Source organism: Microcoleus sp. AT3-D2 (assembly GCF_036705715.1).
Taxonomy (GTDB): Bacteria; Cyanobacteriota; Cyanobacteriia; order Cyanobacteriales; family Microcoleaceae; genus Microcoleus.
Genome location: NZ_JAUBVE010000045.1, coordinates 16,147 through 39,973, shown reverse-complemented (window position 1 = coordinate 39,973; position 23,827 = coordinate 16,147). Strand labels below are relative to the sequence as shown.

The window sequence follows — 23,827 nt, the reverse complement described above, 5'->3', positions numbered from 1 at the left end:
CTAATTTTTACGCAGAACTTACGGACTCATCCTCAGAAACCCGGTTGATTTCTATTGCCCAGCGCTTCAGAAACCGGGTTTCTTTTTTCGTCAATAAACCTGGTGGATTGGATCTTGTTCAGAATGCAGCCCGCACTAGAAACCCGGTTTTCAGTATTCTCCCGATACAAACTTACCCTCGCAGAATCCACCGATGATATGTAAATAAATATTAAAAATCATCTCTTCACGACCTAATTAACAGATATTTAAATAGAAAGAGAATCGACCTGAACAAAAATAATTTGCTCTAACTGCTGAACCAAGCTACAGACAATAGATTCAGTTCTTCTGACCGCTGTATTTAACCAGTTTGGTGTGTAATTTTACTTTGTAAAATAATACAAATATTTACTAATAATCAAGTTTTTGTAAAAGTTTGTAAAATTTTTGAATTGTCAGCAGTAATCCCTTGGCAAACTTTAGTGAATGGTGTTACTAATATAAGCGTGGGGCATTCCCACAACGAACTTTGAAAATTCAATTAAGCCATCATAAACCAAATGACAACAACCGTACAGCGTCGCGAAAGCGGCAACGTTTGGGAACGGTTCTGCGAGTGGGTAACTAGCACCGAGAACCGCATTTACATCGGTTGGTTCGGCGTCTTGATGATTCCCACCTTGCTCAGCGCCACCATCTGCTACATCATCGCCTTCATCGCTGCTCCTCCAGTGGACATCGACGGCATCCGCGAACCCGTTGCAGGTTCATTGATGTACGGCAACAACATCATTACTGGTGCAGTTGTTCCTTCATCGAATGCGATCGGGCTTCACTTCTATCCCATCTGGGAAGCAGCTTCCCTCGATGAATGGTTGTACAACGGCGGCCCCTACCAATTGGTAGTATTTCACTTCCTGATTGGCATTTTCTGCTACATGGGTCGTGAATGGGAACTGTCCTACCGCTTAGGTATGCGTCCTTGGATCTGCGTCGCTTACTCTGCACCTGTTGCAGCAGCCACCGCAGTATTCTTGATTTACCCGATCGGACAAGGCAGCTTTTCTGACGGTATGCCCTTGGGTATCTCCGGCACATTCAACTTCATGATCGTGTTCCAAGCCGAGCACAACATTCTGATGCACCCCTTCCATATGTTGGGAGTTGCTGGTGTCTTCGGCGGTGCTCTGTTCTCCGCCATGCACGGTTCTCTTGTTACCTCTAGCTTGGTTCGCGAAACAACCGAAACTGAATCTTTGAACTACGGTTACAAATTCGGTCAAGAAGAAGAAACCTACAACATCGTTGCAGCCCACGGCTACTTCGGTCGGTTAATCTTCCAATACGCGAGCTTTAACAACAGCCGTTCTTTGCACTTCTTGTTAGGTGCATGGCCAGTTGTCGGCATCTGGTTTACCGCTTTGGGTATTTCCACGATGGCGTTTAACTTGAACGGTTTCAACTTCAACCAATCGATTATCGACTCGCAAGGTCGCGTCATCAACACTTGGGCTGATGTCATCAACCGCGCTAACTTGGGTATGGAAGTAATGCACGAGCGCAACGCTCACAACTTCCCCCTCGACTTGGCCGCCGGTGAAGTCACCCCAGTAGCAATGGTTGCTCCTTCCATCAACGGCTAAATTTAGCTTTTGATTTAACAAAAAGCGCTCCTAGAAATAGGGGCGCTTTTTGTTTTGGTAAGTAGAATTTTATAGATTTCCTTCTGTTAAATCCGTTAAATCCCATACACTGCGCGTTGCCGAGCTTCCTTCTTCCCGATCGATCTGATATATTAATTAGGAATTATTATTTTTGGCAATCATCAAAGTGGCGATATTTAACAGGCACAAATTAAAAAAACTCGTGGTTCATAAATCCAAAACATTAGCCTGGGCGATCGTATTTTTGAGCGGCATTTTGATGGCATTGACAACCGCACCAGTAAATGCTTGGCTATTGGCTTGGGTAGCATTAGCTCCCCTGTGGGTTTTGGTTGTCAGTTATCACAAGCCAAAAATAGAAGAACAAAAACAAAAATTTCTCTTTCTTCCTTCTTTCCTCAACATCCATCCGTTACATCTTGTACAGTGCTCGTTGCCGAACTTCCTTCTTCCTTCACTCTGGGGAATTGGCTATCACGGATTAGCTTTATCTTGGATTATGGGAATTCACCCAATGACTTGGTTGGGAGTTCCTTGGTGGCCGAGTTTGGCGATCGCACTTTTTTGCTGGGCATTCATCACCCTCTGGGGAGCAGCCTTAGTCGCCGTTTGGGCGTGGCTATTTGTAATTCTCAACTCCCTCACTTTACCAGGCAAAAATCCTATTCTTATTCTTAACTCCCCCCCTTTACAAGGGGGGGGTAAAGCTCAATTTTTAGCATTAACTCGCGTTTTAATTGGCACAGCTTTGTGGTGTGCCTTAGAAAGTATTTGGAGTACAGGTTCGCTGTGGTGGACATCCCTATCATATACCCAAAGCCCGCACAATTTAGCAATATTGCACCTCGGTCAACTCTCCGGGCCCAGCGCAGTAACAGCCGCTATTGTAGCAGTAAATGGCTTAATCGCCGAAGCTTTTATAGAAGGAAGAAGGAAGAAGGAAGAAGGAAGAAGGAAGAATTGGATTGCTTATATTTTGCCTGCTAGTTTGTGTGTAGTTTTGCATATTGCAGGATGGAGCTTATACAACCGCCCTTTGAATCAAGAAGCTGCAACCGCTTTAAAAATTGGCATTATTCAAGGCAATATTCCTAACGAGATTAAGTTTGATTCAGGGGGTTGGGGGCGCGCTTTGGAAGGTTACACCAGTGGATACAAAGAGTTAGCCGACAGGAAAGTCGATGCTGTGTTAATTCCAGAGACGGCTTTGCCTTTTATCTGGACAAACGAGTATCAGCGTTCTACCCTTTCCTTTTACCAAGCTATTCTCGAACGCGGCGTTGTGGCTTGGGTGGGAGGCTTCGGACAGCAAGACAATAGTATCACTAACAGCTTATTGGCGATCGATCGCACTGGAGAAATTGTCGGCCGCTACGATAAACTAAAGCTAGTGCCTTTAGGCGAATATATCCCTTTTTACGAAATTTTAGGCGGGATTATTAATCGGCTTTCCCCCTTAGATGCTCATTTAGTACCCGGTAATTCTAAACAATTGTTTGATACGCCGTTTGGCCGCGCCATTGTCGGAATTTGTTACGATTCAGCCTTTGCTGAAAATTTCCGATATCAGGCGGCGAATGGAGGGGAATTTATGATCACCGCTTCCAACAATGCCCATTACAAACCGCCCATGTTAGATCAACATCATGCTCTCGATGTAATGCGAGCAATTGAAACTGATAGATGGGCAGCTATCGCAACCAATACGGGTTACTCTGCTTTTGTAAATCCTCGTGGCGAGACGGTTTGGAAGTCGAGAATTAATACCTATGAAGTCCGAGATGCTACTATTTATCGGCGGCAAACTCGGACTTTGTACGTGCGGTGGGGAGATTGGCTGACGCCTGTATTGTTAGTATTGGCTGGGTTAATGCGGTTGATTGTTAGAAATTAACCAGTAGGTTATACGATTTTAGATTTTTGATACCCATCTTAAATCTAAAATGGAATGAATTTACTTATCTTTCACCTGTTCGTGAACGCTAGGAGATAAAGAAATTAAATCGTCGATATTGCGCTGCATGGCAGCACAAATATTGTCCAAAGGCAAATCATTGTCATCGTGTCCGAAGGGATTTTCTATTTCAATGCCGATTTCTTCGATGCCGAACAAAGTAAAACTAATTAAAGCCACAACTAAGCCGGTTCCCCAACTCAAATCTTTCACCATTTGAAAGGGCAGTGCCAAACAGTAAAGCAACAATAGTTGTTTCAGGTGAATCGCGTAAGCCAAAGGGATAGGCGTCTTCAAAATCCGCTCGCAGCCGCCTAATACATCAATCATAGAGTTGAGCAATTCATTCATAGCAGTTAACTGATAGACATCGAGGCAATTGCGCTCGTACTGCTCGTGCATATAATCCTCAATCCAAAAGGCAATTTCTAGGGGCGGATTGTTCATTGATTTGAGCTTTTGGTACTGCGCTGGGGACATTAACGCCTCCAATTCTGGATTGGCTGATTGTTGCCGCAAGTGCAATTTCAGCGCCACTGCAAAGGCAGGTAACAGGCGCAGGACTGACTTTTTGATTACGATATCCTGCGGGTCTTTTTCCTCAATTGCTACCCAGATTTGGCGCGCCAAATTGCGGACGTTATTGACTAAAGTTCCCCAAAATTTTCGACCGTCCCAAAATCTTTCGTAGGCTGTATTTGTCCGAAAAACTAATAGTAAACCCAGGACAATACTCGGTACAATACTCGACAAAATGGGCATGGAAACCGGCAACTTAAAAAAGTGCAGCACGGAAATAAAAACTCCAAAGCCGCCGCACAGCAAAACGCGGGGCAAAATTGACGGAATGACAGACCCCCGAACCTGTAATGCAATTTTAAACCAAGGCGGTCGATCGCCACTCATGTAAGTCTCCTCATTAAATTAGTAGTCTGCGCCCTAGGGCTGGCGGCGCAAATGCCTGCTGAACTTAGTTCTGCTGCTCCAGCGAGTCGATTTGAGATTCGAGATTTTAGATTGACTCCACAGATAAATCTGGGTGGTTGGAACTTTGGTCTAAAATTTTTTCGTCTCCACGACTGCTGTCAGGGCTTGTATCCATGTTGGGCTGCGGTGAGAGCTTCCGAAAAAAGCTTTCCTACAAACAACCTTTGGATTTTACCCAAAAAACTCATCTTTACGCTCAATCTAAAATCTAAAATCTAAAATCTACAATTGATTGACGGAGGGACTTAATTCGGTAAGATTAACTATGTATCTTTAAACCTCAGCTTCCGTGCAAGAGCTACCGACATCTGTGCCTCCGCATTTTCACCGATTGCCAAACCAACGGTGGCAAATTTATTCGCCTCAACCACAGCAAGCCGAACAGTTTGCCGCTGAAATCGGTTTGTCGCCCTTGCTGGCACAGGTACTGATTAACCGGGGCATCGACTCTCTGAAAGAAGTGCAAGGGTTTATCGAACCGGAATCTCTGGTTTTGCCCGCGCCAATGGATGAGTTTCCAGATTTGGCTGCGAGTGTCAAATTGTTGCGGGAGGCGATTTCGGGAGGGCAAAAAATTGCAATTTGCGGCGACTACGATGCTGACGGGATGACGAGCACCGCTTTGTTACTACGCGCTCTGAGGCTGCTGGGAGCGAATGTGGATTATGCTATTCCCAGCCGGATGCGAGAAGGTTATGGGATTAACGATCGCATTGTAGAAGAATTTCACTCCGAAGGTGTCGCTCTCATTCTCACGGTTGACAACGGAATTGCAGCCTACGGCCCGGTTGCCAGAGCGCGAGAACTCGGTGTCAAAGTTATTATTACAGACCACCACGATTTACCCCCAAAACTGCCGCCTGCCGATGCTATTCTCAACCCGAAATTAATCGCGGAATCTTCACCTTATCGCGGTTTAGCTGGCGTAGGCGTTGCTTATGTTTTGGCGATTACTTTGGCTCAGGATATGCAGAAAGTTGGCGGGTTGGTAAATCCCCTGCTAGAGTTATTTACCTTGGGAACTATTGCGGATTTAGCGCCTTTGACTGGAGTTAATCGGCGCTGGGTAAAGCGTGGTTTGCGGCTGTTGCCTCACTCGCAATTGGCGGGTATTCAGGCTTTGATTCAGGTGGCTGGAGTGCAGCCGGGAAGTGCCGAAAGTCCCTCAATTCTCAACTCGCAAAATAAAACTAATAATTCCTTAAAGCCTGAAGATATTGGTTTTCGACTTGGGCCCCGGATTAATGCTGTGGGGCGGCTGGCTGACCCTCAAATTGTGATAGAGTTGCTGACCACGGACGATCGCGAATTGGCTCTCAAAAACGCGATGCAGTGCGAACAAATTAATCAGCGCAGGCAGGAGTTGTGCCAGGAAATTGAGCAAGAAGCTATCGCTTGGTGCGAGAAAAGTGATCTCGATTTGCAGCAAGAACGAGTTTTAGTTGTCGTGCAACCCGGTTGGCACCACGGGGTGATCGGGATTGTAGCTTCTCGGTTAGTGGAACGCTACGGCGTACCTGTGTTTATTGGTACTTTTGAGGATGAGGCTGGCGAAAACGAGGCTGTAGGGGCGGTTGCCCATAAAATTATCAGGGGTTCGGCGAGGGGAATTCCTGAGTTTAATGTATTTGACGGGCTGAATTTTTGCGCGGATTTATTAACTAAATTTGGCGGACACAAAGCGGCTGGCGGTTTTTCTATGCCTGCTGAGAATCTCGAACAATTTCGCAATCAACTGTCAATTTTTGCCAATCAATGTTTGCAACCGGAACACCTAAAACCGCTGGTTTCAGTAGATGTGCAGGCAAATTTGGCTGAGATCAATCTCGACCTTTACCGACAAATTGATGCTCTGGAACCTTGCGGGATTGAAAATAAGGCTCCTGTATTTTGGACGCCTAATGTTTGCATAACTGAACAGAAAATTGTTGGTAAAGGAGGTCACGTTAAACTAACTGCAAGTCAAGATGGAAATGTATCGGCTAGTGTGAAGGCGATTGCTTGGCGTTGGGGGGAATATTTTCCTTTGCCTCGGCGGGTTGATATTGCTTACCGATTGCGGGAAAATAGTTTTAATGGCAAGACATCGGTGGAGTTAGAATTGTTGGGTGTCCGGCTGCCCGCAGATGCTGCTACTTCCAGGCTGCCAAAGTTCGGAAAAGTTGAGTTTGATTATTGCGATCGCACTTATTCTTGCAGTCTGTCTCCCGCCGGGTCGATCGAGGAATTGAGAATTCGCAACTCTCAAGGGCAAGTTTTGGCTGTTGCACCCGGACAAAACATCGGTTTGTTAGGCAACTCCCGCAAAGATGCTAGAGAAGTCGATGTATCTCTACCTTTTTTTGAGAATTTGATTCAAACTGCTAAACACGCCCTTGGTATTTAATAACTCGGTATTTGATAACAAAGCTCGTGCTGCTGGGAAAATTGGAGATCGAGCGTTGTGAATTTTGAATAATTTAAAACTCAAAACTCCCAACTCTCGATCGCCCCGGAGCGTGCTATAATTACAGATCGCCGCCTTTAGCTGCCAAGAGAAAAATCACGATCGGGCCCGAAAGCACGACGGCTGCGAGTAAAGCTACCTGAACAATGAGTTGGTAGTCTACACCACCCAGACCACTGAAAAGATCGGTTATAAAGTCCATTTGTCCTCCTGACTGTAGTGATTAAGTCTAGATTGTTGAATTAGAAAATCCGCTTCTGATTTTACCGGGCGATCGACCATATTTTTTAAGGAACTTTACAAAATTCAACAAAATGTAAACTACGATCGACCTCTCAGTCACAGGAAATCAGGGACTTGATGCCCCTTCCCGGAAACTCCCCCCAATCTCAAATCTCAAATCTCAAATCGAACCCCCTTTCGGGATATCCGTCTCCGGCGGGCCCTGGCAATTGATATACTTTAAGAGCCCCAATTTCCTAAAGTTTGGCATTTTCCACATAATGCTCCGAATCTAAAATCTAAAATCTAAAATCTAAAATCTAAAATCAAACTATGGCTACTTGGCGTTGCGTAAAGCAGTGCGGTGCTTGTTGTTACCTCGACCCAACAGAGCGCCCAGACTTAGACGAGTATTTATCTGAAGACGAATTAGCGGTCTATTTGAGCTTAGTCGGAGATGACGGTTGGTGTATAAATTTTGACAAAGTGAGCCGAGAATGCGGAATTTATGCCGATCGACCGCGCTTTTGTCGGGTAGACTCAGAAGTGTTTCAGGAAATGTACGGCGTTGAGCCGGCTGAATTGAACGATTTCGCGATCGAGTGCTGCTTGGAACACATTGAAGATCTTTATGGCGATCGATCTTTGGAAATGATCCGCTTTAACTCTGAAGTCGGAATCCTCGCCTTACCGAAAAATTCGGTCTAAAGCCCCGTCCTTCTAGGACGGCTTTCTCTAAAGATGTTATAGTTACGCGAGTAATGTTAGCGTAAATATGCTGGTATTTGAGGCAAAACTTGAGGGGACGAAGGAGCAGTATGAGCGGATTGATGAAGCCATTCGTACTGCTCGATTCGTTCGGAATAGTTGCATCAGATACTGGATGGACAACAAAGGCATCGGGAAGTATGAGTTGAGTGCTTATTGCGCTGTTCTCGCTCAAGAATTCCCGTTCGCTGGAAAACTTAACTCCCAAGCCAGACAAGCTTCTGCCGAACGAGCTTGGTCTGCTATCACTCGGTTCTACGACAACTGCAAAAAAGTCAAGCCAGGGAAGAAGGGTTTCCCACGATTCAAGCGCTTGCGAACCCACGGTTCTGTTGAATACAAAACAACGGGATGGAAGCTGTCTGAGGATAGGAGAGCTATCACGTTCAGCGACGGGTTTGAGGCTGGAAGTTTTAAACTGTGGGGAACCCGTGACTTGCATTTCTACCAGTTGAAGCAGATTAAGCGAGTTCGAGTTGTTCGTAGAGCCGACGGGTACTACGTCCAGTTTTGTCTTGACGTTGAACGGATCCAGAAGAGAGAACCCACAGGTAAAACCATTGGTCTTGATGTTGGATTGACTCACTTCTACACCGATTCCAACGGTCAAACCGTTGATAATCCCCGCCATTTGAGAAAGTCCGAAAAATCCCTTAAGCGACTGCAACGTAGACTTTCTCATACCGAGAAACCCTCTAAGAACAGAGCCAAAGCGAGAAATCGCTTGAGCCGGAAGCACCTCAAGGTAAGTAGGCAGCGTAAAGACTTTGCCGTGAAGTTGGCAAGGTGCGTAGTCCAGTCTAACGACTTGGTTGCCTACGAGGACTTGATGGTGCGGAATATGGTAAAAAACAGCAAGCTTTCCAAGTCTATTTCTGATGCGGCATGGTCTAACTTCCGCAGTTGGTTGGAGTATTTCGGCAAGGTGTTCGGTGTGGTGACAGTAGCTGTTCCACCTCACTACACCAGCGCCAACTGCTCTAACTGTACGGAACTTGTCAAGAAGTCGTTGAGTCAACGCACTCATAGATGTCCTCATTGTGGGCATATGCAGGATAGAGATTGGAATGCAGCTATCAACATACTTGAACTAGGACTCCGTACCGTGGGGCACACGGGAACGTTAAACGTCTCTGGAGACATCGACCTCTGCATTGGTGAGGAAACTCCTCAATGTAAGTCGAGTCGCCGAAAGAGAAAGCCCAGAAAGTGATTTCTGGAATCGCCGCCCTTCAAGGGCGGTGAGGATGTCAACTGACAACTAACCGACTTGATGCCCCTTTGGGCTTTTGTCCCTCCGGCTCATTTTCCCGATCGCCCTCTCAATTCTTTAATCAAAAGTCTAAAATCTAAAATCGAACGATCGTCTGCCGCTTTCTCACCGGGAGAGTGTCAAAATAAACAAATCAAAGAAATATCGCGCAGTTGAGTTGATCCATGAGCAATCGAGAGGGTTTTACAGGGGGATTTATTGCCGGAGCCGCAGTTGGTGGCTTGGTGGGTGCAGTTTTGGGCGCGGTGCTGTCGCGGCGCGCTGCTGAAGCTTTGCTGAGTGAACCTTCAGAAGCAAAGACAAGAAAGATCCGCCAGAGGAAAGCCGGTCAACTCGAAGCCGACAGCATGGAAGTAGCAAGGCTGAGTTTAGAAGATAAAATTGCCCAGCTAAATCAGGCAATAGATGACGTGCGGCTGCAACTCGGCGACGTAAACGGCAACGCGCCGGCGCCGGGCGGCGAGGGTTCGATCGCCCAAGACTCCTGAATCCATTTAAAATTTTAGATTAGTCGGGCAGATCCATGCGGGCGATCGGTCAATTGTCCCACATTTCTCTCTTCATCTTTCCAGCTAAAAGGGGGAGACAGAAGGAACAAGGAACAACAAAAACGCTCCCCCTCTCCCCATCTAAGCCTCTCCCTCCTCTGTCACTCCCCCCCACTCCCACTCCCCCCACTCCCCCAGCTATGCTAAACTCACAGTTAAAGTGTCTGTAAACCTTACTCAAACTACAAGCAAAATTTATGAGTTCTTCAATAGGCCTTTTGGCAACCACGCTAGCAACATTTCTGCAAATCTATCTAGTCCTGATGATTTTCCGGGTGCTGTTAAGCTGGTTCCCCAATATCAATTGGTACGACCCCCCGTTTTCGATTTTGAGTCAGTTAACAGACCCTTACCTCAATCTATTCCGATCGATTATCCCCCCCTTGGGAGGGATTGACTTTTCGCCACTGATTGCGTTTTTTGTACTTCAGTTCGGCTCGGAATTCTTGATCGGTCTTTTGACCAGCTTGCAAACATCCTTGTAGTTTGAAAAGCTTAAGTTTTTCAGCATTGAGCGTAAATTGTTTGGCAGACCTAGCTGTTTGCAACTAAATTTTAGATTTGACATTTTTAGATTAACTCCCCGGTTGAAAAGCTGGGGAGTTCATCGTACATTAGAAATGAGAAATTGTTGGCAACTCAACAATCTCCTATCAATTCCGGTGTTACCGGAATGATGGGAAGTGGGGAGTGGGGAGTGGGGAAATGTGGAATTATTCACCTTGACTTGATCATTCCCATCCAACCGGAAACGATATCAAATCTCAAATCTCAAATCGAAAACTGCATCGCAATTTCACCGGCAGCCAACCCAAAATCTCAAATCAGCCATCTAAAATCTCAAAGAGTTTCGTTAGCGGCGAACCACGCCAGTAAAACCTGTAGCTTTAAATTGTTTGAGCTTCAAAGGTGTTCGTTGATTGGCTGCAACCGAAATTCTGAGCTGAAAATCGCTAACTCCGGGAGGAACTTCTTCTATAGAACCCAAGCGAGTCCGGTTTTGCATCACCGGATTGTCGTCGGCATCATAAATGCGGCCGAAAATATCGGCATTGACAACTGGTTTGCCGGTGCTATTTTCAGCTTTCCCAGTAATCAAAAAGCAGTTAGCTTCCATAGAACTGCCGCTGGTGACTGTTCCTTCTCCCATTTGGGCAGGGCATTCGCGATAAGAAAGGTCGGAAAGTTTAATCTGCGTTAGAGCCCAAGCAGGTGGAGTGAATACCAAACTAAAAATTCCGATCAGGCAAGTAGCAAAAAAAAGGCTGATAGCTCGAAATTTCATAAATTGCAGCGCAAGTATATTTTAATCCTCAGCTTAGCGCGAATTCAGTTGTAAATTGCTACTTAGCTTAAGCCTAAATGCTGCCGCAAGGCTTGGCGCATCACATCAACTGGGACGGATTCTTTGTTGAGCCAAATTTTTAAGGCGGCTGCTCCTTGTTGAACTAGCATTTCGAGTCCGTCAATAGCTCGCGCTCCGCGAAGCTGTGCATCTTTGAGAAACTGGGTAGGGTTAGGGGTGTAAATTAAATCGTAGACGATCGCACCTGCTGAAATTCGATCGATCTCACCAGCCGCAACCGGCGACTTTTCCCCCTGCGGATACATCCCCACAGGCGTCGTGTTCACCAGCAAATCTGCTTGCGAGATTAACCTTGACAAATTATTCCAAGTATGAACCTGCAAATTCTGCACGGGCATCGGAGAATTGACCCAACTCTGCTGAAATTCCCCTAAATTTTGTTCGCTGCGGCCGACAACGTGAATCTCTGCACATCCCAATTGAGCGCATCCAGCCACAACAGCTCTCGCCGCCCCGCCATTCCCCAAAATTACTGCTACTTTCTGACTCCAATCGGAACCCCCCCTAGCCCCCCCTTGGTAAGGGGGTGGACAGGATTCCACAGCCATATTGCCCGTTTCTAAGGGAGAGGTCGCGTATTTAGCCCCCCCTTGGTAAGGGGGGGTTGGGGGGGTTTGCAGCGGCGCTAGAAAGCCTTCAACGTCAGTATTTGTGCCGCACCAACCTTTGTCAGTTAGGTATACGGTATTGACTGCGCCGATCAATCTGGCGATCGGGGAAACTTCCGACAACAGCGGTAGGATTGCTTGTTTGTGCGGAATCGTGATGCTAAATCCCCGAACGCCGATCGCCGCAAATCCTGCAAGAGCAACTTTTAAATCCCCTGGTTTTACCGGAAACGGCAAGTAAACAAAATCGACTCCCAAGTGGGAAATAGCAGCATTGTGCATCGCCGGCGACAGAGAATGTTCGACGGGATGACCAATTACTCCCAACAGTTTAGTAGTGCCTTTAATCATTTTTGTTAGTTGACTGTTGACTGTTGACTGTTAACGGTTGACTGTTGAGTTTTGTTAGTTTTCATACCAGATCCTGCTACAGTTGGGCCCTTATTCTTTAGTCGGCTAGGAGTGAACTTCGTTGGTTCAGAAGCGATTTTCCTCGCCGAGTGACTGTAAACCGTCAACTGTTAACTGTCAACTGTCAACTCTCAACTGTTTGCCGAAACTCTTTGGCGTCAGCCAAAATCGGATTGACATCAAACCAATAATCTTCGCCGTAACGGTATTCAAACACCCAGAGACTCCGCAGCAATATTTGGTATTTAGTTTCCCCGTTCACAGTTTTGGTAACGGATACTTGGCGCAGCAATTGCCACTCATCAGGTTCGATCGCCAAAGTAAGCTGGTGGCGGCGCTGGACGATCACATTTTCCAAAGTTTCCCGCGACAGAGGAGGGTCTTGTTTCTGCAGACAGCCATACAGTAGTTGCAGCAAATTGCGGACATGACCACCGCTGACTCGACACAGGCGATCGAGAGTTTCCGCAGAGTCGAAAACTTTACCAACCAAAGCGTAGCGCTGCGAAGGGTGCACCGTCGGAAAAGCCCGCGCCAGAACCATCTGCTGCAGCAATTCCACACCCTCAGAGCACTCTGAACCATCGCTCAACTGCACCGGCACCATCGGCAAAACCTTCGGATCTACCCCAAATCGATTGGTCAACTGGCCCAAATCGTTAGAGAAAATCAGTACCAAAGGAATTGTATACACGACGTGGCAATTTAGTCTTGCCAATTGTTCGCCGCGATCGACAAACAGGTATTCCGGCTGCAGCCGCCCCGTCGGTTTCGCGCACAGGTGTATGCGATCGAGATTATCGATAATTACTACAAGTCCTTGTTTCCCTTGGCGTTTCAGTTCTTTGTTAGCCGGTTCTAGCAACTCCTTATTAAGCGCATCTAAAATTACGTTAGTTCGCGGCTCCAAATATTGCCTCAACTCCGATCGCAGATTCGGAGCATCTTTCGCTTTAGCAGTAATTTTGCCAATTCCCAGGGCCAGAGAAAACTCTCCCTCCGTGCTGGCATTTATCTCCCCAAAACCCGGGACATTAGCTTCAGCGCTCAAGTCTATTTGAGTTTGAAAAACATCAGCAACCCCTTTGAGCAAAGCTTTAAAACCCGTCGGTTGCAGCTTGATTTTCATTTTCTCAATGCTTTCGCTCACCTGACGAGCAACGCTCAACAAAATGTCAGTGATATCTACATCTGCCATGTCTAAGTCTTTACTCGACTCAAAGTAAACAACATGAAATCCTTGTTGCTGCAATTGAGCTTGCAGCCGCAGCAATTCAGTTGATTTACCAGAGCCGATGTGACCGGTGAATAGTTGACAGGTAGGTGCATCGGGGGACAGACGGCTGATGGTGCGCTCCAATTGTTCTACGATTGTGCCGCCCCGCACTGAAGAGAAATCGATATAGTATTGTCGGTCTTGTTGATTTGCTACTGCCAGGGTGTAGCTGGGATTGCAGGCGCTATAAAATTTCTGTAAATTTAGTTCCATACCCTGTTCGCTCAAAACTACATTATGCCCTAATAGCTTATTCGTTTCGCTACTTTACTAATCAGAACAAGTGGTTCGTTTATTCTGCTGTTTTATTTTGCGGTCAATATCTTGATGTAGCTCATACAATTTTAGATTTGAGATTGGGAATGGCTCATCACTATCGCGCTTTAGATCTGACCTAGCGTGGTATTTTTTGGGAAAATTTTTATCATAATAGGCGCTAACCAATTATACCTAATTTTTGCCCACAGGGAATGAAGGGAAGTCACTAATACCCGATAACTAGGCTATCGATCTGTCTGTGCCACGATTTTGTATATTCAAATCAAAGACGAAGAGTGGGCGGTAATGTTCTCGCGTCAAAGTGGCTATTTGAGTACGGTTAACCGAATAGATAAAGGGCTGGAACTTGCACCCGCCCCGATGCGGTTATCAAGTCAAGATCAACTCAAATCTCAAACCTCAAATCTAATTGCTGCAGCAAATCCAGTGGCAAATTTAAAACTGTTGGCTGCACCGATTCAGCAGATTTAACACCGAGCAAAAACCGATACTTGCGAAGGACAACAGTCGTAGAGAGATCAAGATTTTAGACTCTTGTTCAAGGTCAGAGATTCATCTGTGGAGTAAATCTAAAATCTAAAATCTAAAATCGACTGACAGCGCTATTTTCCATAAATCTTACCATTCGTTCGGGTACACCTGCTGAAGCGAGGTTTTGACCTGTAACCAGCCTCTGGCTCGCAACAACGTAAACTTGAAAGTTGGGAAAAACTACAGCCAAGAATAAAACTGATGCTAGAATTTTACCAATTTCAATAATTGTATAAACACGAGGCAGAGCCTCTGGATATGCGTTACCAGGCTCAGCGTGGGAACGAGAAAAACACTTAAAGATTTTGGATGTAATAAACGATATCCAGTCTCTTACTACAAAATCACAATCCTCCGCGACCTCTATCGCCCAAAGTGAATATCCTATAAAAAAAGGGCTGGCAATTATACCAGCCCTTCAACTAATTTGAGATGTTAAATTAGCAGTAATCTCACATCTCAAACCTCAAATCAATCTAGCTTCTGTCGATCGCAGCCACAGGCTCAAAACTCGGAACCACAATTTCACCATTCTGCTTAGTCAACTGGTTGTACAGTCTTTCAGTATTCGGGAAATTAGCAGCCGGTAGAGTCGGGAAGCGGCGGTAAGGAACAGTATCCTCACCAAAAGCCTCAGCATATTCAACGCTGTTCAACATCGCGTTGATAAAGCCCTTAATCCCTTTACTTGCCAAGATTTGGTTATAAGTCCGAATCTCCGCTTGATTGCGGGGAGCACGGCCCAAGAAGTGCTTCGTACCCAACTCAATCACCTTAGTATTGGGATAAGGTGCGTAGAACTGTTTGATGTACAGCGACGAGCAGCCCAAAGCCTCAATGAACTCCTTGAGATTGATTTCATTGTTGCCCAGTTTGCTTTCCAGCGCCGTGAATTCATTCTTCACAACGTAGGGGTTTAAATCGCGTTCAAAAATTTGACGGTAAGCAGCTTGAATTAAAGTTTTCAAAGCTACTTTGTCAGAAGTAGTCGTCAGCTTGAACATCTTAGTTTGTTCACGCCGCTTGCTGACACCTTGAGCAATCCGACTTTGCAACTCGATATCGCCTCGATTGCCTGCTGCACCGAGTTCGATAAACCGAGGAGTTTCTGGCGTCTGAGCTTGGACATTTTGTTCAGCGACGGAACCCGATCGCATCGTCCGCATCGACAAACCACCGGGAGTCACATAGCGCTCGTAGGGTACTGTATCTTCCCCGAAAGCTTCGTTGTACTCCATGCTGTCCATGATGCTATCGACCAGCGCGTAGAAACCCTTCTTGGCGCAAATGTCAAAGTAAGCGTTCATTTCCTGGCGGCCGTAGGTAGGGCGTCCCAGGAGTCGGCGGTGAATGTACTCGATCGCCTTACAAACGTAGAGCTTGCTCCAGTACATATTGCGGAACACGTCAGACTTCGCCAACATCCGAATAAACTCGCGCATCGGAATCTCGCCGTTTTCCAGCTTAATTTCCGCCACCTTTTGGCGCTGGCCGTCGAACACGTCGCGACCGAACACTTGCAGGTAAGCTGCCCGAATCACAGCTTGGGTGGAACTTTCGGTATATTTGACACTGGAAGCATTGCTGTAGCTGCTGGAGGCACCGCGGGCAGTTTTCTTGGAAGCAACATAGTTGCTCGGTAACTGGTCTAATTTAAAGACCTTGGGGCCCAGAGAACCAGGAGCAGCACCGCGAGCAGCCGGATTGCTCAACTGATTGTCAATCCCCGCACCTTGACGGATCAGGATACGGCGGGTGTCCTTTCCGAAGGGAGCGGGACGGCTCTTGGGGTTGCGAGTTTCTTTCGGGAAAATCGCGCCGAACTGAATTTCTAAGGGGTCATTGCCGACACCGTAAACGTGTTGGTCTGGCAGAGGCTGGGTGTAGCCGGCAAACAAGGTGATGAACTGAGGAACCTTGCGGAACGGAGCGCTGAAATTGAACAAATCAATTTGCGGGCCCCAGTTGCGACACTCCTGAGCTTCTTGGCCCAAACCGCGCAGGTAAGGCACTGTTTCTTCGCCGAAGTAGTCGGAATATTCTTGCGAATAAACCATCGCGTCTACGAGGGCTGGCAGGCCGCCTTTGCTGACGATCGCAAAATACTTGCTAAATTCCTCCCGCGAGCTCAAACCGCGGCCGAGGAAGTGGCGGGCGGCAAGTTCTACAGCGCGGCTGTTGACAAACGGCTCGTAGAATTGCTGACGGTACAGAGGAGATTTGCCAAGGCGGCGAATAAACTCTTTCATCGAGATTTCGCCATTTTTGACCTTGGATTCCAAGTCAGAAATGCTTTGGCTGTATGCGCGGGTAATATCGCGCTCGAATACTTGGCGGTAAGCTGCTTTGATTACTTCTAGCTTTTCTGCCGAAGACAGACCGGTTTTCATGACGAATTTCGATCGTCGCTCGGCTGCGTTGAAGTAGATTTGAGGCAGTTGCAAGCCTTGCTGGTCGTTGCTTTCGCGCTGCCGCACCTTGTCTGAGGGTGTGGGAGCTTTGAATTCGGTAATTGCTACGTCGAAATACTGTCCGACGATCGCACTTGCCTCTGCATTGTTTCTGAAATAGCCCAAAGATGCTGCCTTCATTTCCTGCATTGCCACAATTGTGGCCGCCGAAGAGCAAGCATTTTCGATGATTTCCCGCAATCCGCGCACGTTCACCGAAATAATGTTCGGGTCGCCAGCTACGATCGCGTAGGTGATGTAGCGCAAAAACCAGCTCAAGTCGCGCAGAGATTTGGTCATGTTGCCCGGGCCGTAGCGCGAGACATTGATCGGCTGAAATCCTGCTGGGATTGGGCCGCTGTAGCCGCCACCGTTGCCAGAAAATAGATTTCCTAGCCCCAAGAAACCACCGCCGCCACCACCGCCGTTGCCACCGCCTGCGCGGCTTTCAACGTAGGTGACATTTCCCAGTTTCATGCCTTCAGAGACATTCGCCGAGCCGCCGCGAGCCGCCCCTGCTACAGCCATCGCAGGTTCTTGTGGTCTTTCCAAAAATGCCAGCGGGGAACCGCCGGTAAAAATCCGGTTGGCTGCGCGGGATACTATCAGTTCCGAGTTTTGGGTCAGCGTCGCAGAGATATCGATCCGAAGAGCCCCTGAACTGAAATAACTTGCCAGTTCGCTGAGTTCGCCCCGCTGTAGAAAGCGGTCTTGCTGTTCTGCTTGCGAAATTGTTGCGACCGGTACAGTTTGATATAGTTGCGGACGCGCAACCGAGCTTCCACCACTTGCTTTTACAGTCATTAGACTCCTTAGCTCCCTATCCAAATAGTTGCAGCATTTAACCAGACTAACCTTGCCTTCTGATGCAGGTCAAAGTAGGTATTTTTGCTTTGTTTACTTTTTGCCTTTACCTGTCACGAGGTTCGGGCGCGCTTACTTTCTTAGATTAAAATGTTTTGGTTTCATCTTTCTGCCTGCGGGGAAATGTCCTATCCGAAGGCAGGCACGGGGTACTCCCTCCGCTGCACTCCGCCGGCATACCCGTGGAAAAAAAGACTCGGCAGGAGAGTTGCCTTTGGGCGATTGTAGCCAGTGCCTTGAATTAAAGGAAAAGAAAATCAAAAATTTTCTTCTGCCTGTTTCGGGGCTTTTGACTTTCTGCGGAAAGACGCCTCCGCTTTACCCGACAGTTCAGCGGTGGGTTATTGACAGTCCTTATTTGTTAAAAAGCCTGTCGAGATTTATTGTATAGATTTAAGAGAGCTTATATGAGAAAAAATGATAAGTTTTATTACGCAGAAGCTGTCAGGGCTTGGCTACCAGGGGTTAGTCGATCGCCCGATCCCTCTGTTTCAGGCTTGCCAAACTATCGCGCAGCGACACTTTTGTGGCGAGTAACGCAGCAAAAGAAGTGCTTGGCGTAGCCGTGTTACCCCGTAGCTACTGACAACCAATCTCAAAACCCACGCACTATTACCTCACTTATGGATACTACGCCTGATATCAGTGCTGCCGTGCGGCGGCTTTACGATACTTTCCCTTTCCCGCCCGATCCTTTGTCAGATGAACCGCCGCCAGGGTACAACTGGCGCTGGAGTTGGCCTGATGCTTACAATTTTTGCACCGGCCAAAAGCCGCCAAAACTAGATGTTCGGATTTTAGATGCTGGCTGCGGCACTGGTTCGAGCACGGATTATCTGATTCACCTCAATCCCGAAGCTTCGGTGACGGCGATCGACCTGAGTGCGGGTGCTTTGAAAGTAGCACAAGAACGGTGTCGGCGATCGGGAGCGCGCGAAGCTGATTTTCGCCACCTCAGCTTGTACGATGCCGCCGAGTTAGAGGGCGAGTTTGATTTGATCAACTGCGTGGGCGTGCTGCACCACTTACCCGATCCGATCCGGGGCATTCAAGCGCTGGCGGCGAAGTTGGCGGAGGGGGGTTTGATGCACATTTTTGTGTATGCTGAGCTCGGACGCTGGGAAATTCAACTGATGCAAAGGGCGATCGCCCTTCTCCAAGGCCCGCAAAAAGGTGACTATCCCGATGGCGTCAAAGTCGGTCGTCAAATCTTTGCTTCTTTACCAGAAAACAACCGTCTTGTCAAGTACGAAAAACAGCGTTGGGCAGGAGAAAATCAGCGGGACGAATGTTTTGCTGATATGTACGTTCACCCGCAGGAAATTGACTACAATATTGAGACTTTGTTCGAGTTAATTGACGCTTCGGGATTGGAATTTATCGGTTTCTCAAATCCGGGATATTGGCAGTTAGAAAGACTTTTGGGGAAAGCGCCGGAATTGATAGAAAGAGCTCAGGGTTTGACGGAACGGGAGCTTTATCGATTAATTGAATTGTTGGATACGGAAATCACTCATTACGAGTTTTTCTTGGGCAAAAAGCCTGTTAATAAAATTGATTGGTCGGACGATCAGGCACTTTTGGCGGCAATTCCAGAGTTGAGTAGTTGTATGCACGGTTGGCCTAGTCAACAAGTGTTTGATTGCAACTACCAATTGATCAATTTGTCAAGTGCTGAATTTGAGTTTTTGCAAGGTTGCAATACCCGAACTGTGGGAGAGATTTTGGCGGATGTGGATATGGGATTGGATGAAGTGCGATCGATCTTATCAAAACAGCTAATTTTGCTAACACCCGGTAAAATCTAAGGGCGGGCAATATGCCCAACTCCTACTTCCCACAATCAAATTAGCTTTTTGTGGAACAGGCATCTTGCCTGTTCTTTGCTCGGAGTAGAATTTCTGTTAAATTCCCAATTAATCAAGGCTTTACAGTTGGAGGATTAACAGCCGTAATTTGTGAATAACGAGCGAAATCAGCAATGTTAAAAGTTAGGATATGGGTTAAACCATGAACTAGCATAGCAGCAACTAGCCGCGCATCATGAACATTGACACCTATAACCTTATGTGTTATCACCAGTCGCTCCCATTCTTGATAAATTGCTTCGGTATCCAACAACAGAGGAAAAAGCTGTTTTAAGCGATTAATTTCTGCCTCTGCTTCTGTTGCAGTACGCCCTAATCCATTTCTCTGGATCGGGCGCGTGCAAACGTTCCAAAACTCGATCAAATTTTGGGGTACGATATAAAGTTGTTCCCCGCGATCGCGCAGAGTAATCACGGCATTAACGGCATCAGGATTCATTGGGTGTGCTGTATCGATGCTACGTAGCAGTATATTTGTATCTACGAGAAACGGCATTTAACCTCTGTCTCCATAAATGCTCTCTCTGCTAATAGCTTCATCTGAAAGAGTGGGGAGATTTAGGGTACGATGACTGTCAACCCATTCTTGAAATGCTATTGACCATTCTATTGGGGTAGCTGTTTCATAAAATGGAGGTTGTTGAGGTTCAATTAGCTGTTTGAGCATCGCATCTAGTAATGGTTTAATCTGATCCGCCGTGCGGTTGGTGATTTTTCCCAAAACTTGAGTAATCGTCTGTATCTCTTGTTCGTGAGATTGCTGAAGATTGTGCAGCATAATTATCCTTGAGTGCAAGTTTTTGGGCTGATGATAGCGGGGTCGATCGCACTTTTTAAATTGATTTTAATATTATAACTGTAGCGCAAAGCCTAGGAAGTAGGCGATTGCTGGTTCCCAGGCTCTAGCCTGGGAACCAGTTAATCCTGGATGCACGTACTAGGATTTTCTGTCATTGCGAAGGTAGTGAAGCAACCTCAAAGCTGACGCACCTTTCCCAAATCCCAAATCCCAAATGGATTGACACAGGCCCCCGTCTGCGGCTACGCTTTGAAGTTAGAGGTTGCTTTGCTTGTAGAGGAAGTAGCCCGCGTCGCCCAAAAATCTAGTTGCACTGCCCAAAGCTGCTACCAACAGCAATGGACAGCTAACCGCCAAACTGGTATCAGCAGTCTGGAGGCTAACGGAGTATGATAACACTCTCTGTAGCCGCCCTGCTATGCGTTGAAAAGCGGGGCGGCTGGGTTTTTGGGTTTTTCTAGAAAACCTAAAACCAGGAGAACATAATTATGTCACAGGAATTCTTGCCTGACGACAACAAATTCGTTAGCGCAGCCCTCGAAGAGGCTCGGCCAAATGACGACTCAGCAGCAGAATCGGAACAGGATGTGGTGTGTGTAACGGTGACAGGTTCGCAATCGGGTGTCAGGGAAACCATACTCACCTTGTACCGCCTGGGATTTGCCCAAGTTGGCGATTGGAGTCCCGTACAACGTGCAGCTAATCCGAACCAAGTAATGAGTGTGCTGATTCGCCGTCGGAAGCGCAAAGCGTAGGTGTTTGCTCGTTCCCAGGCCTTAGCCTGGGAACGCATTCCATGAGGCTCTGCCTCAAATTTCCCTATCTAGACCTTATAACCGTTTTAGCTGACCACTTTTGCATTTGCTGAGAAAAGCTTCATAATGCTTGCTAAGAGCGTTTTGATTTGGTGCTGTTTTTTGATCCTGTGGTAAAGCCAGTTTCCGATCAGCCAAATCTTGGTAACAAGTACCAACGAGTTCAGGGGCAATTACAACTTCCTTGGTATCTGGTCGAATTGAAAGTAGATACAAATCGAAGAGAGTGTGTATGTCGGCTCTGAGTGGTAAGCCGTTTGTTGGATGATTGGTTTGAGTACCTTGATATGGTATTATATGTGCCGCTTCGATAGCTGACTCTACATCACAATCAGTTATTGGACATCGACCACCGTAAGCAATTAATAACTTACGTCTAAATCCAGCCTGTCCCTGTCGCTGCACAATAGAAGCAGTTATCCGTTGTCTGGCGTCTTGAAGAGTTTCAGCGTCAAAATATCCCTCAGATTCAATTTTCTGGCGCTCAGCATCTAGCTCAGGTAGGGCTAGATTGCGTGTGTGGAAGTAAAAATCTAGAATTGTTCGCAAATCACCACAACCTTCATCGTCTTGACCCTGCCCCAGAACTTGCGGGGGAATGGGCAGCGGATTACCTCGCAAATCTAGTTTTTTCAAATTCTTGATGCTGCGAATCACCTCCGGGATTTCAACAATCTGATTGTTAGGGAGGAGTAGGTCTTCCAGATTCGACAGTTGCCCGATCACGTCTGGGATAGTGGTAATCTGATTGTCACCAAGGGAAAGTATTGCCAAACTCGACAGTTGCCCGATCACTTCTGGGATGGAGGTGATCTGATTATGAGCAAGATAAAGGGATGTCAAATTTGGCAGTTGTCCGATTGCCTCTGGGATACAAGCAATCTGATTATTATTAAGGTCAATCCGTGTCAGATTCGACAGTTGCCCGATTGCCTCTGGGATACAAGCAATCTGACTATTATTACGGAGGTCAAGCCATGTCAGGTTCGACAGTTGACCGAGTGCTTCGGGGATGGAGGTAATCTGGTTATACCCTGTCCGATTCGACACGGGGAACCATTCGTTACCAATATCAAGCCATGTCAGACTCAACAGTTGCCCGAGTGCCTTGGGGATAGAGGTAATCTCATTGTTACTCAGGTGAAGCTCTCTCAGGTTCGACAGTTGCCCGAGCGCATCTGGGATAGAGGTAATCTGATTGTGACTGATTACAAGCCGTGTTAGATTCAACAGTTGTCCGAGTGCATCTGGGATGGAAGTAATCCTATTGTTATAAATCCAAAGCTCTGTCAGATTCGACAGTTGCCCGATTACATCTGGGATAGAGGTAATATGATTGTCAGTAATCCAAAGCTCTGTGAGGTTCGACAGTTGCCCGATTACATCTGGGATAGAGGTAATCTGGTTGTAACAGAGTCCAAGCCATGTCAGGTTCGACAGTTGCCCGATTACATCTGGGATAGAGGTAATCTGATTGTCACGGAGGTTAAGCCGTGTCAGATTCAACAGTTGCCCTAGCACATCTGGGATAGAGGTAATTTTATTGCTACGAAGGTTAAGCCGTGTTAGATGCGTACACCTGACAATCTCCAGCGGAAATTCCTCCAACCCCAATTCAGACAAATCCAGTTCCTTCAATTTTTTCTTAGCAGCCCATTCAATTCTTCGCACCGCTTCTTTTCGGGTCATATCCTTTAGCTCTTAGTAATATTCATTTTATAGAGCGTCAAACCGCTATAAAATAAGCTAGGCGGGGAAAATCATTTATTCACATCTTTTATTCTAGGGTCTTCCTCCATTATATTAATTATCATGAGCCGCGCAGCCACAGGATCGTTTTGAAAATTATCTAAAACTTCATTCGTTTGTTTCTTAAATTCTTCAGAATCTTTATTAGGATGACCCCATGTTGTCATGTAAAATTCAGACGAAAACTCAAAGTATAAATGATGTATTCTTATGATTGATTCTACTGTTCTTTCATTTTCAGTTTCAAATTGTAATTGTAGATAACTTGTCAAAATATGAATCATTTTTCTATAATTTTCATAAATTTGTTCTCTATACCATTTTTGTCGCTCGCTCTCTTCTTGCCAAATTCTTTGTTCTCTTTCTCGCTTCAATTGAAAATTATTATTAATACAATTACTAATTAATAACGCGAGGCTAGACAATGCAGCACCTAACACAAAATTATTATTAATAATACTACTAATTAATAACGAGACGTTAGACAATGCAGCACCTAACAAAAAATAAATACCTGGTAATTGGGAAAGCATATTATTTTGATTTTTGAAAAAGCGTAATAATGATAGCTTTTTACTTAGAAGATTAGCAACTATAAATCTATACTGATTTCCAAACGTCCATCCGAACCGCGCTCTCACCGCTCCGAGCGCTCTCACCGCACTCACCGCGTTCTCACCTCTCCGACCGCGCACTCACCGCTCTCTGTGTGCCACCGCTCCCACACACTCCCAGTTTTTAAAAAAGCTGTGGGTTGCAAGGTGCAAGTGTGAAGCAAAAAAGCTAGACCGCCACCGCTCCAATCCGATCGCTCCGACCGTGGCAACCTTGCCAGACGTTAGACCCGCAAACTTTGCCTGTGATGCAACTCTGCCAGCCTTGCTACTGCCACAGGTGGAATCATCCCAAAACCCGCTAGACCCCGCCAGATGGTGCATTTTGTAGCCTTGCTTGTGGTGTCGAGTCG

At 46.6% G+C, this 23,827-nt stretch carries 22 protein-coding genes; 12 read left to right on the top strand and 10 right to left on the bottom strand.

The window, feature by feature from the left end:
- Positions 1-542 precede the first annotated feature (542 nt).
- On the top strand, positions 543-1,625 hold the full coding sequence (gene psbA, locus QUB44_RS18775; protein WP_333160757.1) for a photosystem II q(b) protein: 1,083 nt from the start codon (positions 543-545) through the stop codon (positions 1,623-1,625).
- A 187-nt stretch (positions 1,626-1,812) separates the two neighbouring features.
- Positions 1,813-3,540, top strand: a complete 1,728-nt coding sequence (gene lnt / locus QUB44_RS18770; protein WP_333369817.1) for an apolipoprotein N-acyltransferase — start codon at positions 1,813-1,815, stop codon at positions 3,538-3,540.
- Positions 3,541-3,600: 60 nt separating this feature from the next.
- Here the strand turns inward: lnt and QUB44_RS18765 are convergent, their stop codons facing one another.
- Positions 3,601-4,506 (bottom strand): bestrophin family ion channel, encoded by a 906-nt coding sequence (locus QUB44_RS18765; RefSeq protein ID WP_333369804.1) that lies wholly within the window; start codon positions 4,504-4,506, stop codon positions 3,601-3,603.
- A gap of 370 nt (positions 4,507-4,876) precedes the next feature.
- On the opposite strand from QUB44_RS18765, the gene recJ reads away from it, so the two are divergent.
- Complete coding sequence (gene recJ, locus QUB44_RS18760) at positions 4,877-6,973, top strand: single-stranded-DNA-specific exonuclease RecJ (RefSeq protein WP_333369803.1); 2,097 nt, start codon at positions 4,877-4,879, stop codon at positions 6,971-6,973.
- A 121-nt stretch (positions 6,974-7,094) separates the two neighbouring features.
- Here recJ and psb30 read toward each other — a convergent pair whose 3' ends face one another.
- Positions 7,095-7,235 (bottom strand): photosystem II reaction center protein Ycf12/Psb30, encoded by a 141-nt coding sequence (gene psb30, locus QUB44_RS18755; RefSeq protein ID WP_015175616.1) that lies wholly within the window; start codon positions 7,233-7,235, stop codon positions 7,095-7,097.
- A gap of 353 nt (positions 7,236-7,588) precedes the next feature.
- Here psb30 and QUB44_RS18750 point away from each other — a divergent pair, with 353 nt between their 5' ends.
- The 4 genes from QUB44_RS18750 to QUB44_RS18735 all read left to right on the top strand — a co-directional run bounded on the left by QUB44_RS18750 (position 7,589) and on the right by QUB44_RS18735 (position 10,329).
- The gene (locus tag QUB44_RS18750) at positions 7,589-7,963 is read left to right on the top strand and encodes a YkgJ family cysteine cluster protein (protein ID WP_333369802.1); all 375 of its coding nucleotides are present in this window, start codon (positions 7,589-7,591) and stop codon (positions 7,961-7,963) included.
- 67 nt (positions 7,964-8,030) lie between these two features.
- On the top strand, positions 8,031-9,236 hold the full coding sequence (locus QUB44_RS18745) for a transposase (RefSeq protein ID WP_333369801.1): 1,206 nt from the start codon (positions 8,031-8,033) through the stop codon (positions 9,234-9,236).
- A 224-nt stretch (positions 9,237-9,460) separates the two neighbouring features.
- Positions 9,461-9,784, top strand: a complete 324-nt coding sequence (locus tag QUB44_RS18740) for a hypothetical protein (protein WP_333253351.1) — start codon at positions 9,461-9,463, stop codon at positions 9,782-9,784.
- 257 nt (positions 9,785-10,041) lie between these two features.
- On the top strand, positions 10,042-10,329 hold the full coding sequence (locus tag QUB44_RS18735) for a YggT family protein (protein ID WP_006631083.1): 288 nt from the start codon (positions 10,042-10,044) through the stop codon (positions 10,327-10,329).
- A 368-nt stretch (positions 10,330-10,697) separates the two neighbouring features.
- On the opposite strand, the gene QUB44_RS18730 is transcribed toward QUB44_RS18735, so the two are convergent.
- The 3 genes from QUB44_RS18730 to QUB44_RS18720 all read right to left on the bottom strand — a co-directional run bounded on the left by QUB44_RS18730 (position 10,698) and on the right by QUB44_RS18720 (position 13,718).
- The gene (locus QUB44_RS18730; protein WP_333369800.1) at positions 10,698-11,129 is read right to left on the bottom strand and encodes a hypothetical protein; all 432 of its coding nucleotides are present in this window, start codon (positions 11,127-11,129) and stop codon (positions 10,698-10,700) included.
- A 62-nt stretch (positions 11,130-11,191) separates the two neighbouring features.
- Entirely contained in the window at positions 11,192-12,169 is a 978-nt protein-coding gene (locus QUB44_RS18725; RefSeq protein WP_333369799.1) for a shikimate dehydrogenase, read from the bottom strand.
- Positions 12,170-12,353: 184 nt separating this feature from the next.
- Positions 12,354-13,718, bottom strand: coding sequence for a P-loop NTPase fold protein (locus QUB44_RS18720; RefSeq protein ID WP_333369798.1), 1,365 nt, complete (start codon positions 13,716-13,718; stop codon positions 12,354-12,356).
- Positions 13,719-14,033: 315 nt separating this feature from the next.
- Here QUB44_RS18720 and QUB44_RS18715 point away from each other — a divergent pair, with 315 nt between their 5' ends.
- Positions 14,034-14,255 carry a hypothetical protein gene (locus QUB44_RS18715; protein ID WP_333369797.1) on the top strand — a complete coding sequence of 74 codons (222 nt, stop codon included), beginning with the start codon at positions 14,034-14,036 and terminating at the stop codon, positions 14,253-14,255.
- Positions 14,256-14,791: 536 nt separating this feature from the next.
- Here QUB44_RS18715 and QUB44_RS18710 read toward each other — a convergent pair.
- Positions 14,792-17,569, bottom strand: coding sequence for a phycobilisome rod-core linker polypeptide (locus QUB44_RS18710; protein WP_333369796.1), 2,778 nt, complete (start codon positions 17,567-17,569; stop codon positions 14,792-14,794).
- A gap of 467 nt (positions 17,570-18,036) precedes the next feature.
- Between QUB44_RS18710 and QUB44_RS18705 the strand changes: the two genes are divergently transcribed.
- Together QUB44_RS18705 and QUB44_RS18700 are read left to right on the top strand one after the other, a co-directional pair.
- On the top strand, positions 18,037-18,192 hold the full coding sequence (locus QUB44_RS18705) for a hypothetical protein (RefSeq protein ID WP_333162876.1): 156 nt from the start codon (positions 18,037-18,039) through the stop codon (positions 18,190-18,192).
- Positions 18,193-18,252: 60 nt separating this feature from the next.
- Positions 18,253-19,437 carry a class I SAM-dependent methyltransferase gene (locus tag QUB44_RS18700; protein ID WP_333369795.1) on the top strand — a complete coding sequence of 395 codons (1,185 nt, stop codon included), beginning with the start codon at positions 18,253-18,255 and terminating at the stop codon, positions 19,435-19,437.
- Between the two features lie 112 nt (positions 19,438-19,549).
- Here the strand turns inward: QUB44_RS18700 and QUB44_RS18695 are convergent, their stop codons facing one another.
- A complete protein-coding gene (locus QUB44_RS18695; protein ID WP_333369794.1) occupies positions 19,550-19,993 on the bottom strand; it encodes a PIN domain-containing protein in 444 nt (147 codons plus the stop codon).
- A complete protein-coding gene (locus QUB44_RS18690; RefSeq protein ID WP_333369793.1) occupies positions 19,994-20,275 on the bottom strand; it encodes a hypothetical protein in 282 nt (93 codons plus the stop codon).
- 240 nt (positions 20,276-20,515) lie between these two features.
- Here QUB44_RS18690 and QUB44_RS18685 point away from each other — a divergent pair, with 240 nt between their 5' ends.
- Positions 20,516-20,689, top strand: a complete 174-nt coding sequence (locus QUB44_RS18685; RefSeq protein WP_333227457.1) for a hypothetical protein — start codon at positions 20,516-20,518, stop codon at positions 20,687-20,689.
- A gap of 95 nt (positions 20,690-20,784) precedes the next feature.
- Positions 20,785-21,051, top strand: a complete 267-nt coding sequence (locus tag QUB44_RS18680) for a hypothetical protein (RefSeq protein ID WP_333369792.1) — start codon at positions 20,785-20,787, stop codon at positions 21,049-21,051.
- A gap of 75 nt (positions 21,052-21,126) precedes the next feature.
- Here QUB44_RS18680 and QUB44_RS18675 read toward each other — a convergent pair whose 3' ends face one another.
- Both QUB44_RS18675 and QUB44_RS18670 read right to left on the bottom strand, forming a co-directional pair.
- A complete protein-coding gene (locus QUB44_RS18675) occupies positions 21,127-22,800 on the bottom strand; it encodes a leucine-rich repeat domain-containing protein (RefSeq protein ID WP_333369791.1) in 1,674 nt (557 codons plus the stop codon).
- A gap of 71 nt (positions 22,801-22,871) precedes the next feature.
- Positions 22,872-23,528, bottom strand: coding sequence for a hypothetical protein (locus tag QUB44_RS18670; protein ID WP_333369790.1), 657 nt, complete (start codon positions 23,526-23,528; stop codon positions 22,872-22,874).
- Positions 23,529-23,827: the final 299 nt, after the last annotated feature.